Below are 15946 nucleotides of genomic sequence, written 5' to 3'. Positions count from 1 at the left end.
AGTTTTTATCTCCCCGGTAGTATTCTGGATTGTAAGCGATTTGATGAGTTGGCGATTTTGCACCATGGGCCTGAAGCGTGTTTTTTACTATAAATCGGTGTTACTGACAACAGCTCTTCTGATAATGGCTGGAGTAGTTATCTTGTATTTCCCGGAGACGTATTACCTGAAAGAAACGGGATGGAACCTTACAGCAGAAAAAGAAATTCCAGGAGTAAAAGGAGGATTATCCGGTCTTACGTGGAACCCGGATAGTGGTACATTATTTGCTGTGACAGATCATCCGTCATCAGTAATCGAGTTGGATACTGAAGGGAATGTACTACGAGTAATACTATCGGATCGAGACCATGATTTTGAGGCCATCGAATATCTCGGTCAGAATCGCTATATTCTGGCCAGGGAGAGAGAGCGGACACTCTCCACCCATTGTATTGATCGGACTACTACAGAATTACCACTGGCGGTATACACCATGACTCTGGATATAAACAGGGGGCGTGATAATACCGGTTTTGAGGGTCTTGCCAGTAGTTCGGGCAGGGATGAACTTATTATTGCCCAGGAAAAAAAGCCTCTTCGGATTTACCGTGCCGGACACAGCAAAAACGGGATGATGATCAGCGACGCCATAACCTGGGAGACGTCGTTACCGTGGTTTATAAAGGATATATCTGGTCTGCATTATGACCATAACAGGCAGTGTTTGTATATCCTTTCTCATGAGTCTGCACTGGTTCTGGTGTCAAATCTGGCAGGTAACAGGAGGTTAATGCCACTTCTCAGAGGCCACTATGGGCTTCACCGGGATATACCGCAGGCGGAAGGCATTGCCTCCGATGACAGAGGTACTTTGTGGATAGTCAGTGAGCCAAATTTATTTTATCGGTTTAGCAGGACAACGATGTCCTGACGTCAAATCAGAGTTAAATGTATTAGAAGTACTCCTTCTTTACTCAGAAATTGTCATCCTCCCCGCTCTGAAGGACAGGGCTTTACGGTGCATCTGGGTAATTAAAATAAGTGTGCTCAGGGAGTTTTATGATGAAAAAAATCCTTTTATCTTCTCTGTTATTATCGACATCTGTGGACATTGTTATTACTGATGCTCAGGCTGATACTCATTCCCTGTCAGTAGTCAGGCAGAAAATTTTAAGGATAACAGGAATATAGATCTGAAGTGCTGTTATGAGGCAGAAGCATCAGTAGGGTTGATGACATCCCTCAACTGGCAGTCTGGTGAGTATGATTATTTATATTCTGTGTTGGGTTACAGGTGCCGGCCGAATATCAAAGCAGATTGCTTACCAGATAATAAGTTTGTATCATTTTACGCGCTGACTGGGGGCGAAGTCAGAATTAAAGTATCACGTCAATATACCAGGCTATAGTGGAAGGTGTTTTTTTGTATGCCAGTCTTCTTTATACTGATAGTATAGGCCAGCAATCATTTCCGGGAAGGTGACAAAAGATAAAAATGAAATTTTTTTCGTTGCATCCATACAATGAGAACCATTAGAGTGAAAAATAATCTATTCAGCTTTAAAGAATTTATCTATTTTACAGGTATGTTAACTCTTTGGATTGTGGTCTGGTATATTCCTGGGTTGTTACAAGGATATTATTAAGAATGCTCTTTATACATCTATAAATCTCTTCATTGCTAATTCTGTTGTTGGTTTAGGGAGTGTTAATTTTATCTCATGGTTGTATGACACATACCAAAACATCCCTCCACTGGGTAATCAAATATTTTTGTATAAAAGAGAGGTAACAGAATTCAGAATTTTTTCTATAGCTATTCAGATGAAGTCAACCCAATAATAAAAATAGCCATATGAGCCATGTGGTTATTTAAGGATGTATTATACAATAGCACTAAATACTCTAGCCTCTACAACTACACCATAAATTAGTGACCCTGGCCCAAAATCAGTATAGTACTAAATCAGAGATCTTTATTTTTCTTGAGACTTCGGATGAATTCTGCCGGAGTCATGTCATTTAATGATGAATGCGTCCTCTCATGATTATATTCCCTGCGCCACTTCTAGAGTTTATCCTGCGCATCTTCCAGCGACAGGAACCAGTGAATATTCAGACATTCATCCCGCAGGCTTCCCTTAAACGATTCAATAAACGGGTTATCTGTCGGTTTTCCGGGGCGGGAGAAGTCCATCGTGACACCGTGCTCATATGCCCATTTATCCAGACTTTTCGGGATAACTCGCTGCCGTTATCTGTCTGAATACGTACCGGCAGACGCTTATCCAGCATCCGCAGCGCTTCCCTTACGCGGACTACATCCTCACCCTTCAATGATTTTCCGGCATGGATCGCCAGGCATTCCCGACTAAAATTATCCACTACAGTCAGTGCCCGGAAAGCCATCCCTTAAACAGACTATCCGACACGAAATCCATACTCCAGCACTGATCGATGTACGTCGGGGTCGGACGCTGCTGACGGTGTGCCACACTGATATGCCTGCGGGGACGTTTTCTGCGCAAATTCAGGCCTTCCGGATAATAAATCCGGTGTGTTTTCTTATAGTTAATTAGCCAGCCTTCTCGTTGCAGCAGGACGTGAATGCGCGGACAGCCGTAGCGTATTCGTGCTTCCGCAATTTCCCTGATGCGCAGTGTTATCGCCCGATCGTCACGCTGACTCTGCCAGTGGTAGACAGTTCAGCTCTGCATCAGCAACCCGCATCCCCGATGGCGATGAAGTGCAGGCCCTGCGTGAGCAGCTTAAACAGATGAAACAGGCGATAAAAACGGTAAAGGTGGAAGTGCTGAACGCGCTTTGATAGGCTGAGTAAGCGTTTATTGGGGAAGAAGTGGATAAGTGAAATTTTGCGAATGATCGAATTCGTTCGATGAAGAGTCTGGATGCAGAAAAGCAAAAACCCGCCTTTTGAGCGGGTTCTTTAGAATAGTGGTGCCCGGACTCGGAATCGAACCAAGGACACGGGGATTTTCAATCCCCTGCTCTACCGACTGAGCTATCCGGGCAACGGGGCGCATTAAACCGTAAAGGGGCGCGGTCGTCAACGGCTTTACACGAAAAAAGTGGTAAAAGCGCGTTGATTGTCTGCTTTTCAGGCAAAATGCGTAAAATCAGTACTCCGTCAGGTTAGCGCGCCACCCTGGCGGCACTGTGCAAAACGCAGAATATCTTCCGCCAACCGCTGAGCGGTATCTACATCAGCCTGACTGCGGTTGACCAGCATTCGACTGAGACAACCTTCCAGCACCAGCTCCATCTGCCTTGCGACCATCGCTGGATCGTCAATTTCCAGCGTGGTCAGTAGCTCATGGGTAAAATCATGTGCCGCGCGTTTTTGTTGATCGGCCAGTTGATGAATAGGATGGGCTGGATCGGGATAAAACGTGCAGGCGGCAATGAACAGGCAACCAGGATAACGGTTATTACTGACACATTCCGAGAGCGCGCTGTAGCGTGCCAGCAGCTTTTGTTCAGCAGAAAGGGTCTCATCAAGAAGAAGCTGGCGTCGCCAGATATCTACCTGCTGACTAAGATAACGTAGCGCGTCATACAAAATGGCTTCTTTATCTGGCCAGAAACGCTGTAATGTGTCGAGTGGTTGATTTACGCGCTCAGCCACCATTTCCAGCGTAGTATTGGCTATCCCTTGCGTCTCCAGTAATTTCAGGGCTTCTCCCAGAATATCTTCACGTTGCACGGTATTCTCCTCCGTCTTTGCTTTTGCAAGTGTCGCTCACGGTTGGCGATCGTGCAAATGCGCGCTAAAGGTTGCGGCGTCCATAAAGCCGGTGACTCGCGCTTGCGGCTGTTCCTGACCTTGAGCATCAAAGAACAGAATGGTGGGTAGCCCGAGGACTTGCAGATGCTTTAACAGCGCGACATCCTGCGCATTGTTAGCGGTGACGTTAGCCTGCAAGAGCACCGTGTTGTCGAGCGCCTGTTGGACCCGCGGATCGCTGAAGGTATACTTTTCAAACTCTTTACAGGCCACGCACCAGTCGGCGTAGAAATCCAGCATAACGGGTTTGCCTTTGGCCTGTGCCAGCGCCTGATTGAGCTCGTCCACGGTAGAAATAGCCGTGAAATTGAGGTGCGCCTGAGTCTGCGCGGACGGCGATCCGAATGCCCAATCCTGTAGCGGCCGCACGCTAATGAGCGCTGCTGCCAGCAGGATAATCTGTACGATACGCATCCATGCACGTCTGGCCTGAAGGCTGGTGATAAACGCCCAGCCAAAGAAAGCGACGCCCAGCAGCGACCACAGCCGTAAACCCCAAGCCTCGCCAATAATCCGCTCCAGTAAAAATACCGGTAACGCGAGGATTACGAAACCAAAAGCGGTTTTGACATGCGCCATCCACGGGCCGCTTTTCGGCAGCAGGCGGTTGCCAAATACGGTGACCAGAATTAGCGGCAGACCCATGCCTAATGCATACAGATACAGCGTGCCGCCGCCCAGCCACATATTTCCGCTCTGAGCGATATAGAGCAGAATCGCGCTTAACGGCGCTGTGGTGCAGGGAGAACAAATTAATCCGGCAATCGCCCCCATAACAAAGACGCCGCCGGGCGAGCCGCCTTGCTGACGATTACTCATTAATGTTAGCCGGGTTTGCAGTGAGGAGGGGAGCTGTAGTGTGAACAGGCCAAACATCGACAACGCAAGCAGGGTGAACACGATGGCAAGGCCGATTAACACATAAGGGTGCTGCAGCGCCGCCTGAAACTGTAATCCCGCCGCGGCGACGACCAGACCCAGTGCGGTATAGGTCAGCGCCATCCCTTGTACATAGATAAAGGCCAGCAGCAGTGTGCGACCCGTCGACAAACGTTGCCTTCCGCCCAGTACAATACCGGAAATCAGCGGATACATGGGTAAAACGCAGGGCGTAAAGGCGATGCCGATGCCGATCAGAAGTGCCCAGATCGCGGAGAAAGGTAGCTGGGCGGCGGGTTTTGACGTCTCACCCGTCTGGGTGACAGCAGGCGTCGGCGTGGCGTCTATTGCCGCGGCGACTTCACTTAGCGGCACCGTTTTCGTTTCCGGCGGATAACAGAATCCCGCATCGGCGCACCCCTGGTATGTTACCGTTAATGTCGCGCCAGCCGCCGCCTGGTTAACTGTTACCGGAACGTTTAGCCGCTTACGGTAGATTTCGCTTTTCCCGTAAAACTCATCTTCATGCCAGACGCCTGCCGGGAGCTGGACTGCGGCGATATCCGCTTTCGTCGGCGTAATGCTGATTTGTTTACGGTAAAGGTAGTAACCCTCTTTTACCTGCCAGGAGAGGGTAAGGTCGTGTTGATTTTGCTGAAAATCAAAAACAAAAGCCCGGTCGGCAGGGACGAACTGTGAGCGACCCGGCGCGTCGAATAATCCGGCGAAGGCGGATGTGCTGCACAGCAGCAGGATCAGCGTAAAGATGCGTTGAGCCATGAGAGGTAATCAGTATCTCCGTGAGTAACAGGTAAAACCAGAAGTTCGGGCGTTTGATACGGGTGATGAGACTTCAGGCAGTCGATAAGCGCTTGCTGATGTGAAACGGTGGTTTTCAAGATCATTTGAACTTCATACTCCTGCTCCAGTTTGCCTTCCCAGTAGTACAGCGATGTCGCTCCGGGGAGGAGGGTGGCGCAGGCGGCCAGTTTTTCCGCCAGCACTTTGGCGGCCAGATCCTGGGCGGTAGCTTCATCCGGGGCGGTGCAAAGCACCACAACGGCCTCGGGGATGGAAATATCCTGACTCTTAACATCAAGCATAAACACCTCGAAAGAACAAAAAGATCCGCAAGTGAATGGTCACTATACAATGGACGAGGGCAGGATGTTAGTCAAAGGGCGGGAGAATGCGGGGCGTGATACGCCCCGCGGGTAAAACACTTACAGCATAACGCTGCCCAGCAGGAAGCCGAAGCAGACAGCCAGAACGACGCCCAGGGTGCCTGGGATGAAGAACGGGTGGTTAAAGACGAATTTACCGATACGGGTTGTACCGGTGTCATCCATCTGTACCGCCGCAACCAGAGTCGGGTAGGTCGGCAGAATGAACAGGCCGGAAACGGCAGCGAAGGAAGCGACTGCCGTCAACGGAGAGACGTTCAGCGCCAGCGCCATCGGCATCAGAGCTTTCGCCGTTGCCGCCTGAGAGTAGAGCAGCGCGGAAGCAAAGAAGAAGATGACGGCCAGCAGCCACGGATGACCCTGAATGACGCTACCCGCAGTATCTTTGATCCAGTCGATGTTAGCGGATACGAAGGTATCACCCAGCCACGCCACGCCCAGAATACAGATACAGGCGCTCATCCCTGCTTTAAAGGTACTGGAGTTGAGGATGGCGTCAGTTTCCACTTTACACAGGATGGTGGTCAGCGTTGCGACGCTCAGCATGATGATCAGAATAGCGTTGGTGGTGTTCATCAGCGGTTTCTCAACCAGGCCGAGGCTCGGACTGTTGACAATCGCATAAACAACCACGCAGATAACGCCCAGCAGGAACAGCCAGACGGAGTTTTTTGCCATCGGTTTGATTTCAATCTGCTTTTCACCACGCAGTTCAATCAGTCCTTCTTCCAGACGCTTGCGGTAAATCGGGTCGTCCGAAAGTTTGGAGTTGAACAGCATAGTGACCAGGAAGGACATCACCAGCACCGCCAGCAGCGTAGATGGGATAACCACGGACAACAGGTGGATGTAGCTGATGCCATGACCTTCCATGACAGAAGACATATACACCACGGCCGCAGAAATCGGCGAGGCGGTAATCGCGATCTGCGCGGATACCACGGCGGTAGAGAGTGGCCGGCAAGGTTTGATTCCCTGCTCCTTCGCGACTTCAGCAATAACCGGTAGCGTTGCCAGGGAAATGTTCCCGGTACCGGCAAAAATAGTCAGGAAATAGGTCACAATCGGTGCGAGGATGGTGATGTATTTCGGGTTCTTACGCAGCAGTTTTTCTGTCTGGTTTACCAAATAATCCAGACCGCCCGCGACCTGCATGGCAGAGATCGCGGCGATAACCGCCATGATGATGGAAATGACATCGAATGGAATTGTCCCTGGCTTCACGCCGATGGCGGCAAGTACCAGAACACCCAGCCCACCTGCGAATCCAATACCGATGCCCCCAAGTCTGGCGCCCAAAAAGATTGCCAGCAAAACAATGATAAGTTCGACAACTATCATATTAGCCTTCCTTGTTGTTTAACAAGTTGATATTAAATTGTTGTTATTTGGTAACTTATTGCAAGAAAAAAGGCACGTCATCTTGACGTGCCTCTTTGGTACTACCCTGTACGATTACTGTTCGCTTTCATCAGTATAACGTTTAGCTTTATAAGCCGGGTGCATCAAGTTCTGTACGGAGAAAATATCGTCCAGCTCGGCTTCCGTCAACAGGCCGCGCTCCAGCACAACTTCACGTACGCTCTTACCGGTTTCGGCACAGATTTTACCGACGATGTCGCCGTTGTGGTGGCCGATGAACGGGTTGAGGTAAGTGACGATACCGATGGAGTTATAAACGTACCCTTCGCACACTTCTTTATTCGCGGTAATGCCGTTAACGCATTTTTCCAGCAGGTTGTAGCACGCGTTGCTCAGAATGTGAATGGATTCGAACATCGCCTGACCGATAACCGGTTCCATAACGTTCAACTGTAGCTGACCGGCTTCCGCCGCCATCGTAACGGTGGTGTCGTTACCGATGACTTTAAAGCATACCTGGTTTACGACTTCCGGTACAACCGGGTTCACTTTTGCTGGCATGATGGAAGAGCCCGCCTGCAGTTCCGGCAAGTTGATCTCGTTCAAGCCGGCACGAGGGCCAGAAGAGAGCAAGCGCAGGTCGTTACAGATTTTGGACATCTTCACCGCCAGGCGTTTCAGCGCGCTATGAACCATGACATATGCGCCACAGTCAGACGTCGCTTCAATCAGGTCTTCAGCCGGAACACAAGCAAAACCAGTTACTTCAGCCAGTTTTTTCACCGCCAGCGGAGAGTATTCTTTCGGCGTGTTCAGACCGGTACCGATTGCCGTAGCGCCAAGGTTCACTTCCAGCAGCAGTTCAGCAGTACGTTCGATGCTTTTCACTTCTTCTTTCAGCAGGATGCTGAAAGCACGGAATTCTTGACCAAGCGTCATCGGTACGGCGTCCTGCAACTGGGTACGACCCATTTTCAGGATGTCCTGGAATTCAACTGCTTTACGTTCGAAGCCTTCACGTAACTGGTTGATGGCATCAATTAGTTTGATGATAGAGGCGTAAACCGCTACACGGAAGCCTGTCGGATAGGCGTCGTTAGTCGATTGACATTTATTCACGTGGTCGTTCGGGTTCAGGTACTGATATTCACCTTTCTGATGACCCATCAGTTCCAGCCCGATATTGGCCAGCACTTCGTTGGTATTCATGTTGACGGAAGTGCCCGCGCCGCCCTGGTAGACATCTACCGGGAACTGATCCATGCACTTACCGTTATTAAGGACTTCATCACATGCGGCAATGATGGCATTCGCCACACTCTTAGGAATGGTTTGCAGCTCTTTGTTGGCCAGCGCCGCCGCTTTTTTTACCATAACCATGCCACGCACAAATTCAGGGATGTCGCTGATTTTGTTATTGCTAATGTAGAAGTTTTCAATCGCTCTCAGAGTGTGAACACCATAGTAGGCTTCAGCTGGAACTTCCCTGGTACCCAACAGATCTTCTTCGATACGAATGTTGTTTGACATGTGAACCTTCTTTTTCAAGCTGCCAATGATTTTTACTTTAAAACACACAGGATATATGTGATTTCGAATGTTTTCTGACCGACGATTATCCCCTCCATCGGCCTGATAAACGAGATCATATGCTGGTCCAGAATTCCTACCGTAATCTGGATCACTTAAAGTGTGGGAATTTACCCCTTATTTATTATTTTGTGAAATAGGTCACCGCTTTAGGATTACTACTTAAAATAAGTGTACAAACTGCTTGAAATTTTGCTAAGCACCACCATATCGGATCAATGCGAATCGCAAACCCATTTAAATGGTCGTCGCAGACGGCTATGACTTACAGGAGAGTCCTTTGCGCTGGATACCCTTTTTAGCTGTCTTTCTCTATGTTTATATTGAGATTTCTATCTTTATCCAGGTCGCCCATGTGCTTGGCGTCCTGATGACGCTAATCCTGGTGATTTTTACGTCGGTTATCGGTATGTCGCTGGTACGTAACCAGGGTTTTAAAAACTTTTTGCTGATGCAACAAAAAATGGCGGCCGGTGAGAGCCCTGCGGCAGAAATGATTAAGAGCGTATCGCTGATCATCGCTGGCTTACTGCTCCTGTTGCCGGGTTTTTTCACCGATTTTCTCGGCCTTCTCCTTTTGTTACCGCCAGTGCAAAAACATTTGACGCTGAAGTTGTTGCCACATTTACGTTTTTCCCGGATGCCGGGCGGCGGGTTTAGCGCAGGTACTGGTGGTGGCGAAACATTTGACGGCGAGTATCAGCGTAAAGACGACGATCGCGATCGTATTGAACATAAGGATGATCGTCGGGATTAAAGGTGGAGATGCAGGTCGGATAAGTTGCGTGAGCGTCGCTATCCGGCCAATGGTTGCCTCTCACGTCATGCGTTTCCGCTTCGGTAAAAACCGCCATAACATTACCAGCATAATAGTGGCGTATAAGCTTTTCCAACCCACCATTACCAGCAATAATAGACACAGTAGACAACCCGTCACCGCCAGTGCATGACCGCGCCCTTTCAACAGCCGACAGCCCGCCAGCATACAAAGCAGATAGAGCATAATAAAAATACCGTTAGCATAGACGATCAGCGCATTGAGATTAATTCTCAGGGCGTAGACGACCAGGGAACTCACGCAACAACAGGCCAGAATGGCGTTTAACGCGTGCAAGGGGATGCGTCCGGGAGAGAGTTGAGCCAGATAGTGGTCGGGCTTATATTGCATTTGCGTCCATATCAGGCGCGCGAAACTCTGAGCATACACATTCAGGCTGGCAAAGCAGGTGAGATAACCAATAATGCAGGCTACCCACAACGCCTGCAGACCGAAGAGATGAACAATAATAAGCGGTAGCGATGCTGTCGCCGCTATCTTGTCGCTATAGACGCCAAAATGCAGTACCACGGCGGTACTGGCCCAATAAATGGAGCCGGCCAGCATCAGGCCAATGATCAATGCGCGCGGAAAATCACGTTCAGGATTTTTAAATTCAGACGACAAATGCGTAAAAGCCTCAATTCCCACAAATCCCCAGAATATGATCGCCAGGGCGGTACACAGCCGGGAAAATGTGATTTCTTTCGCGGCTGGAAAAGTGATATCCGCAGGTTTAATCGCGCCTTTCCACAGAATGGCGGCAATAAGCGCGATAATTAATCCAGCGATAATGGCTTGCAGGTTGGCGCTGGAGCTGGCGCCGCGAGAGCCCATAAACCATAGTAAGACTATAGTTCCCAGTTCCCCGAATAAGAGCTGCTCGTTCCGCCAGCCAAACAGCGCCTGACCGAAGCCCACCGCAATATGCAGGGCTGCGGGAAAGCTGACAGGAATTACCGATAAAAATAACCAACTGATCACCCGTTGTAGGTGCGGGCCAAATGCCATTCCGACAAAATGCGCTATGCCGCCAGCGTGTGGAAAATGACGCCCCAGCACGGCAAAGACAATGGCAATAGGGAAAATCAAAATAATGAGCAGCGGCCATGCCCACAGGCTGATGTTGCCTGCGGCCCGCGCAGCCAGTTCCGGAAGCGCAAAAACGCCAGTCCCTAATAATGACGTGGTTAACAAGATAACGCCCTGAACCAGCCCAAGCTCTTTTTTTAGTTCATTCATAAGCTAATTATCCGGCGGCATTGTAACGTCAGGCGACGACAGACATTTTTAAGCGTATCACACACGCATTTTCTTTTAGCAGGATGTTCTAAACCTCGGGTAAACGTGAGATAAGTAGCGTTTTTACAGCTTTTTTGGCTTAGAAGAATTTTTTTTCATCTCCCCCCTTGAAGGGGCAAAATCCCATCCCCATCTCTCTGGTCACCAGCCGGGAAACCGTTTACGGGCCGGCGTAACCCATAACTGATAAAGACTTTCTCAAAGGAGAGCTATCAATGAGTATTCGTCCGTTACATGATCGTGTGATCGTCAAACGTAAAGAAGTTGAGTCCAAATCTGCTGGCGGCATCGTATTGACCGGTTCCGCAGCGGGTAAATCAACTCGTGGCGAAATCATCGCTGTCGGTAAGGGTCGCATCCTGGACAACGGTACTGTACAGCCGCTGGATGTGAAAGTCGGCGACATCGTTATTTTTAACGATGGCTACGGTGTGAAATCTGAGAAGATCGACAATGAAGAAGTGTTGATCATGTCTGAAAGCGACATTCTGGCAATTGTTGAAGCGTAATCCGCGAACGACACTGAACATACGAATTTAAGGGAAAGAGAAAATGGCAGCTAAAGACGTAAAATTCGGTAACGACGCTCGTGTGAAAATGCTGCGCGGCGTAAACGTACTGGCAGATGCAGTGAAAGTAACCCTCGGTCCGAAAGGCCGTAACGTGGTTCTGGATAAATCTTTCGGTGCACCGACTATCACTAAAGATGGTGTTTCCGTAGCGCGTGAAATCGAACTGGAAGACAAGTTTGAAAACATGGGCGCGCAGATGGTGAAAGAAGTTGCCTCTAAAGCGAACGACGCTGCAGGTGACGGCACCACCACCGCGACCGTACTGGCGCAGTCCATCATTACCGAAGGCCTGAAAGCCGTTGCTGCGGGCATGAACCCGATGGATCTGAAACGTGGTATCGACAAAGCGGTTGCTGCTGCGGTTGAAGAGCTGAAGGCGCTGTCCGTACCGTGCTCCGACTCTAAAGCGATTGCTCAGGTAGGTACTATCTCCGCTAACTCCGACGAGACCGTAGGTAAACTGATCGCGGAAGCGATGGATAAAGTCGGTAAAGAAGGTGTCATCACCGTTGAAGACGGTACCGGTCTGCAGGACGAACTGGATGTGGTTGAAGGTATGCAGTTTGACCGCGGCTACCTGTCCCCTTACTTCATCAACAAGCCGGAAACTGGCGCAGTAGAGCTGGAAAGCCCGTTCATCCTGCTGGCTGATAAGAAAATCTCCAACATTCGTGAAATGCTGCCGGTTCTGGAAGCCGTTGCGAAGGCTGGTAAACCGCTGCTGATTATCGCAGAAGATGTTGAAGGCGAAGCTCTGGCTACCCTGGTCGTGAACACCATGCGTGGTATCGTGAAAGTGGCTGCGGTTAAAGCGCCTGGCTTCGGCGATCGTCGTAAGGCGATGCTGCAGGATATCGCTACCCTGACCGGCGGTACCGTAATCTCTGAAGAGATCGGTATGGAGCTGGAAAAAGCAACTCTGGAAGATCTGGGCCAGGCGAAACGCGTTGTGATCAACAAAGACACCACCACCATCATTGATGGCGTGGGTGAAGAAGCGGCCATCCAGGGCCGTGTCGCTCAGATTCGTCAGCAGATTGAAGAAGCGACCTCCGACTACGATCGTGAAAAACTGCAGGAGCGCGTAGCGAAACTGGCAGGCGGCGTTGCGGTTATCAAAGTTGGCGCTGCGACCGAAGTTGAAATGAAAGAGAAGAAAGCCCGCGTTGAAGATGCCCTGCACGCGACCCGTGCGGCGGTAGAAGAAGGCGTGGTTGCTGGTGGTGGTGTTGCGCTGATTCGCGTGGCGTCCAAACTGAGCGAGCTGCGTGGTCAGAACGAAGACCAGAATGTGGGTATCAAAGTTGCGCTGCGCGCAATGGAAGCTCCGCTGCGTCAGATCGTGCTGAACTGCGGCGAAGAGCCGTCTGTTGTGGCTAACACCGTTAAAGGTGGCGACGGTAACTACGGTTACAACGCAGCGACCGAAGAATACGGCAACATGATTGATATGGGTATCCTGGACCCAACCAAAGTCACCCGTTCTGCGCTGCAGTACGCGGCTTCTGTGGCTGGTCTGATGATCACCACCGAGTGCATGGTGACCGACCTGCCGAAAAGCGATGCGCCTGATTTAGGTGCTGCTGGCGGTATGGGTGGTATGGGTGGTATGGGCGGCATGATGTAATTGCCTACACCCTGCATCCTTCAGGCTGCAGATGCGTTGGCTGCGTTTGCTAACCCCAGTCACTTACTTGAGTAAGCTCCTGGGGATTAACAAACTGGCCGCCTTCCTGCAACCAGAATGATTTGGGTGCTTATCTCCCAGAATTGAGAAACCTCCGGGCAGAAATGACCGGGGGTTTTTCTTTTGGTCATCTTTTTAGTATAAGATTCAGATACGGACAAAACGTCCAGCTCATTGATTATGGGGAATAACATGCACGTGAAATATTTAGCAGGGATCGTTGGCGCCGCGCTGCTGATGGCGGGTTGTAGCTCCAGCAACGAACTCACCGCGGCCGGCCAGAATGTGCGCTTTGTCGAAGATAAGCCAGGCGCGGAATGCCAGCTTATTGGTACGGCAACCGGTAAACAGAGTAACTGGTTTTCAGGCCAGCACGGCGAAGAGGGGGGGTCAATGCGCGGCGCAGCGAACGATCTGCGTAACCAGGCGGCCGCGATGGGCGGGAACGTTCTGTATGGCGTAAGTAGCCCGTCGCAGGGCATGTTGTCCAGCTTTGTCCCGACGGCCAGCGAGATGAACGGCCAGGTTTATAAATGTCCGAACTGATATGTCTGAATCGTAACGCCCTCTGCAAGATTCAGGGGGCGATATGGTTAGTGTTTTTCCTGCGATGACCCCATGCGTAGATTATGCAACGCGCGCAGGCATTGATCTTGCGTCAGACGCGTTGCTTTACCGGTTCCTGGCGTTCTGACAAAAACCTTACATGGTCTTCCCTCCTGCTTTTTAAGACGCGGGCTGTAATTCAGCAAACGGCGTGATATCGCTTCGGCTTCTTTAGAGCCTGACTGACTGCGGGTTTTAATGATGGTGCCGCAATCATAAGATTTTCCTGCTTCATCCGTGTAACGATAAACGAGCGCCAGATAATGGTTATACAGATTATGTTTCCAGTCGGGCTGGTTATAGGTATCGAATTGCAGATTACCGTTTTCCAGACAATCAGCATCGTATAATGGTAAAAAGTCCAGCATTGAAGAAATACGCAATGCGAGCTCACGCATTCCGGCATTGTTAATAGCGTGAATAATAGCTATCACCAGGACTTCAACCTGCCACTCTCCAACCTGTAAATCCAGGTGGCTACCATTGTGCAGATTTAACGTAAAGATTAATGCCTCTTCTGTATTATCGCTGAGCGCTAAGGACTCAATGCGCTAATTAATATCGGCGTTTTCCAGCTCTTCACGGAGTATTGCCGGAATATTCTCATGCATTTTACGCACATGGATGCTTTTGGCTTTCTGGCGTTTTTCCTGCTCTTGTTCCGGAAGCGAGTGTTGTAAATAAAGCTGGTGTTCAAGGCCGATCAGCAGGTCTCGCAGCGCGAGCACAGGAAAGAAAAGCACTATTTCTTTATTTCTCAGGGACTTCACCTTAAGCGCCAGCGCGATAAACGTATTATTGTGACGAATAACGCCGGTATTTAGTTCTTTAATCGTTAAGGCTATGTCAATTCTCCATAAATATAAAATAATTAAATGTTTAATAGTAATGTATTTAATATATGAATTGTTTATGCTGCTCTATAAAAAGGAAAGCCAGTATAATTTGAAAATGCAGTACATGCTAAGCGAGTCCTAAAACGGATTTTATTGAAAAGAGAGTGTCAGAAATAGGAGGGATAACGAACGTTATTTTATCGTCGCCAGATGGTGAGGAGAATCGCAGGGCGAATCTCCTCGTGATATTGCGCGGTAATATTTTTCGCCGTCCCTGATTCGCCCGCGAGTATTATTGTTGACGAAGCTGTAAATCAAGCGGCGTTTTGCTCGGTTCGCCGCCAATTTCACGCGCCAGTCTTGGCACCATATAGCCGGATACCAGCGTGAGCAGTTCGCGCATGATTTGCCGGGCTTCGTCATCGGTGACCATAAAATGCGCGGCACCCTGCACTTTATCCAGCACATGCAGGTAATAGGGCATCACTCCGGCGTCGAATAGCGCGTTGCTCAGATTCGCCAGCGCTTGCGCATTATCATTCACGCCACGCAGCAGGACGCTCTGGTTGAGAAGCGTTACGCCCACGCGGCGCAGTTTCTTCATCGCCAGGCAGAACGCCTCGTCCACTTCATTGGCGTGGTTGATATGGTTCACCAGCAAAAGTTGCAGACGCGACTGGTCAAAGCGGGCGACCAGTTCGTCAGTAATACGTGCCGGGATGACGATAGGCAACCGGCTATGGATGCGTAACCGCTTGACGTGCTTAATGGCTTCCAGTTGCGTGAGCAGCCAGTCCAGCTCATGATCTTTCGCCATCAGCGGATCGCCGCCGGAAAAGATGATCTCATCCAGTTCCGGGTGCGCGGCAATATACTCCAGCGCGACTTTCCAGTTGCGTTTATTGCCTTGATTCTCCGCATACGGGAAGTGACGACGGAAACAGTAGCGGCAATTTACCGCGCATCCGCCTTTTACCAGCAATAGCGCTCGGTTTTGGTATTTATGCAATAATCCTGGCACCACGCTGTGTTGCTCTTCCAGCGGGTCGGTGGAGAAACCGGGGGCGACAATAAATTCGTCCCGGGACGTCAGTACCTGACGTAAAAGAGGATCGTCAGGGTTGCCTTTCTCCATGCGCGCAATAAAAGCGCGCGGCACGCGGAGGGCAAACAAATGCCTGGCGTCCTGTCCTGCCCGGAGTTTTTCATCAGCTTCAATCTGTAAAAGATGCAGCAGTTCATCGGGATTGGTCACAACATCGGCAAGTTGCGCTAACCAATCTTCTCGCAATGGGGTATTTAGGGTTACAATATGCGCCATTTT

The 15946-nt window shown here is 50.0% G+C and carries 13 protein-coding genes, 1 tRNA gene and 2 pseudogenes; 6 read left to right on the top strand and 10 right to left on the bottom strand.

Features of this window, described 5'->3' with window-relative positions:
* Positions 1-64: 64 nt before the first annotated feature.
* Positions 65-913, top strand: a complete 849-nt coding sequence (locus F4V72_RS20300; protein ID WP_024149777.1) for an SdiA-regulated domain-containing protein — start codon at positions 65-67, stop codon at positions 911-913.
* 1035 nt (positions 914-1948) lie between these two features.
* On the opposite strand, the pseudogene F4V72_RS20295 reads toward F4V72_RS20300, so the two are convergent.
* Positions 1949-2717: pseudogene (locus F4V72_RS20295) on the bottom strand (IS3 family transposase); the annotation flags it as partial.
* On the opposite strand from F4V72_RS20295, the gene F4V72_RS24180 reads away from it, so the two are divergent.
* Positions 2642-2809, top strand: coding sequence for a hypothetical protein (locus F4V72_RS24180; RefSeq protein ID WP_170245768.1), 168 nt, complete (start codon positions 2642-2644; stop codon positions 2807-2809). The pseudogene F4V72_RS20295 and the gene F4V72_RS24180 sit on opposite strands and share 76 nt — an antisense overlap.
* Positions 2810-2938: 129 nt before the next feature.
* Here the strand turns inward: F4V72_RS24180 and F4V72_RS20290 are convergent.
* From F4V72_RS20290 to aspA, 6 genes are all read right to left on the bottom strand, one after another.
* Positions 2939-3014: transfer RNA gene (locus tag F4V72_RS20290), tRNA-Phe, on the bottom strand.
* 116 nt (positions 3015-3130) lie between these two features.
* Positions 3131-3706, bottom strand: a complete 576-nt coding sequence (locus tag F4V72_RS20285) for a transcriptional regulator (RefSeq protein ID WP_053507701.1) — start codon at positions 3704-3706, stop codon at positions 3131-3133.
* A gap of 36 nt (positions 3707-3742) precedes the next feature.
* A complete protein-coding gene (locus tag F4V72_RS20280) occupies positions 3743-5446 on the bottom strand; it encodes a protein-disulfide reductase DsbD (protein WP_121767981.1) in 1704 nt (567 codons plus the stop codon).
* Positions 5422-5769 (bottom strand): divalent cation tolerance protein CutA, encoded by a 348-nt coding sequence (gene cutA, locus F4V72_RS20275; RefSeq protein WP_000887832.1) that lies wholly within the window; start codon positions 5767-5769, stop codon positions 5422-5424. The genes F4V72_RS20280 and cutA overlap by 25 nt, the downstream gene beginning before the upstream one ends.
* 120 nt (positions 5770-5889) lie before the next feature.
* Entirely contained in the window at positions 5890-7191 is a 1302-nt protein-coding gene (gene dcuA / locus F4V72_RS20270; RefSeq protein WP_000637596.1) for an anaerobic C4-dicarboxylate transporter DcuA, read from the bottom strand.
* A gap of 114 nt (positions 7192-7305) precedes the next feature.
* Positions 7306-8742, bottom strand: a complete 1437-nt coding sequence (gene aspA, locus F4V72_RS20265) for an aspartate ammonia-lyase (protein WP_023220389.1) — start codon at positions 8740-8742, stop codon at positions 7306-7308.
* A gap of 340 nt (positions 8743-9082) precedes the next feature.
* Here aspA and F4V72_RS20260 point away from each other — a divergent pair, with 340 nt between their 5' ends.
* Entirely contained in the window at positions 9083-9559 is a 477-nt protein-coding gene (locus F4V72_RS20260; protein WP_001267291.1) for an FxsA family protein, read from the top strand.
* Positions 9560-9619: 60 nt separating this feature from the next.
* Here the strand turns inward: F4V72_RS20260 and yjeH are convergent, their stop codons facing one another.
* Complete coding sequence (gene yjeH / locus F4V72_RS20255) at positions 9620-10861, bottom strand: L-methionine/branched-chain amino acid transporter (protein ID WP_023248777.1); 1242 nt, start codon at positions 10859-10861, stop codon at positions 9620-9622.
* A gap of 275 nt (positions 10862-11136) precedes the next feature.
* Between yjeH and F4V72_RS20250 the strand changes: the two genes are divergently transcribed.
* The 3 genes from F4V72_RS20250 (at position 11137) to F4V72_RS20240 (ending at position 13726) form a co-directional block, all read left to right on the top strand.
* Positions 11137-11430 (top strand): co-chaperone GroES, encoded by a 294-nt coding sequence (locus tag F4V72_RS20250; protein WP_000027827.1) that lies wholly within the window; start codon positions 11137-11139, stop codon positions 11428-11430.
* Between the two features lie 43 nt (positions 11431-11473).
* Positions 11474-13120 carry a chaperonin GroEL gene (groL, locus tag F4V72_RS20245; RefSeq protein WP_023185643.1) on the top strand — a complete coding sequence of 549 codons (1647 nt, stop codon included), beginning with the start codon at positions 11474-11476 and terminating at the stop codon, positions 13118-13120.
* Between the two features lie 252 nt (positions 13121-13372).
* Positions 13373-13726, top strand: coding sequence for a DUF4156 domain-containing protein (locus F4V72_RS20240; protein ID WP_000558210.1), 354 nt, complete (start codon positions 13373-13375; stop codon positions 13724-13726).
* Between the two features lie 47 nt (positions 13727-13773).
* Here the strand turns inward: F4V72_RS20240 and yjeJ are convergent.
* Positions 13774-14631 (bottom strand): annotated as a pseudogene (yjeJ, locus tag F4V72_RS20235) (YjeJ family protein).
* Positions 14632-14914: 283 nt separating this feature from the next.
* Positions 14915-15943: an EF-P beta-lysylation protein EpmB gene (gene epmB, locus F4V72_RS20230; RefSeq protein ID WP_088734537.1), complete on the bottom strand. Its 1029-nt coding sequence runs from the start codon at positions 15941-15943 to the stop codon at positions 14915-14917.
* Positions 15944-15946: the final 3 nt, after the last annotated feature.

Source organism: Salmonella enterica subsp. diarizonae (assembly GCF_008692785.1).
In the GTDB taxonomy this organism is placed as follows: domain Bacteria; phylum Pseudomonadota; class Gammaproteobacteria; order Enterobacterales; family Enterobacteriaceae; genus Salmonella; species Salmonella diarizonae.
Note: the sequence above shows the minus strand (reverse complement) of the source record. Positions and strands in the feature narration are given on the sequence as shown.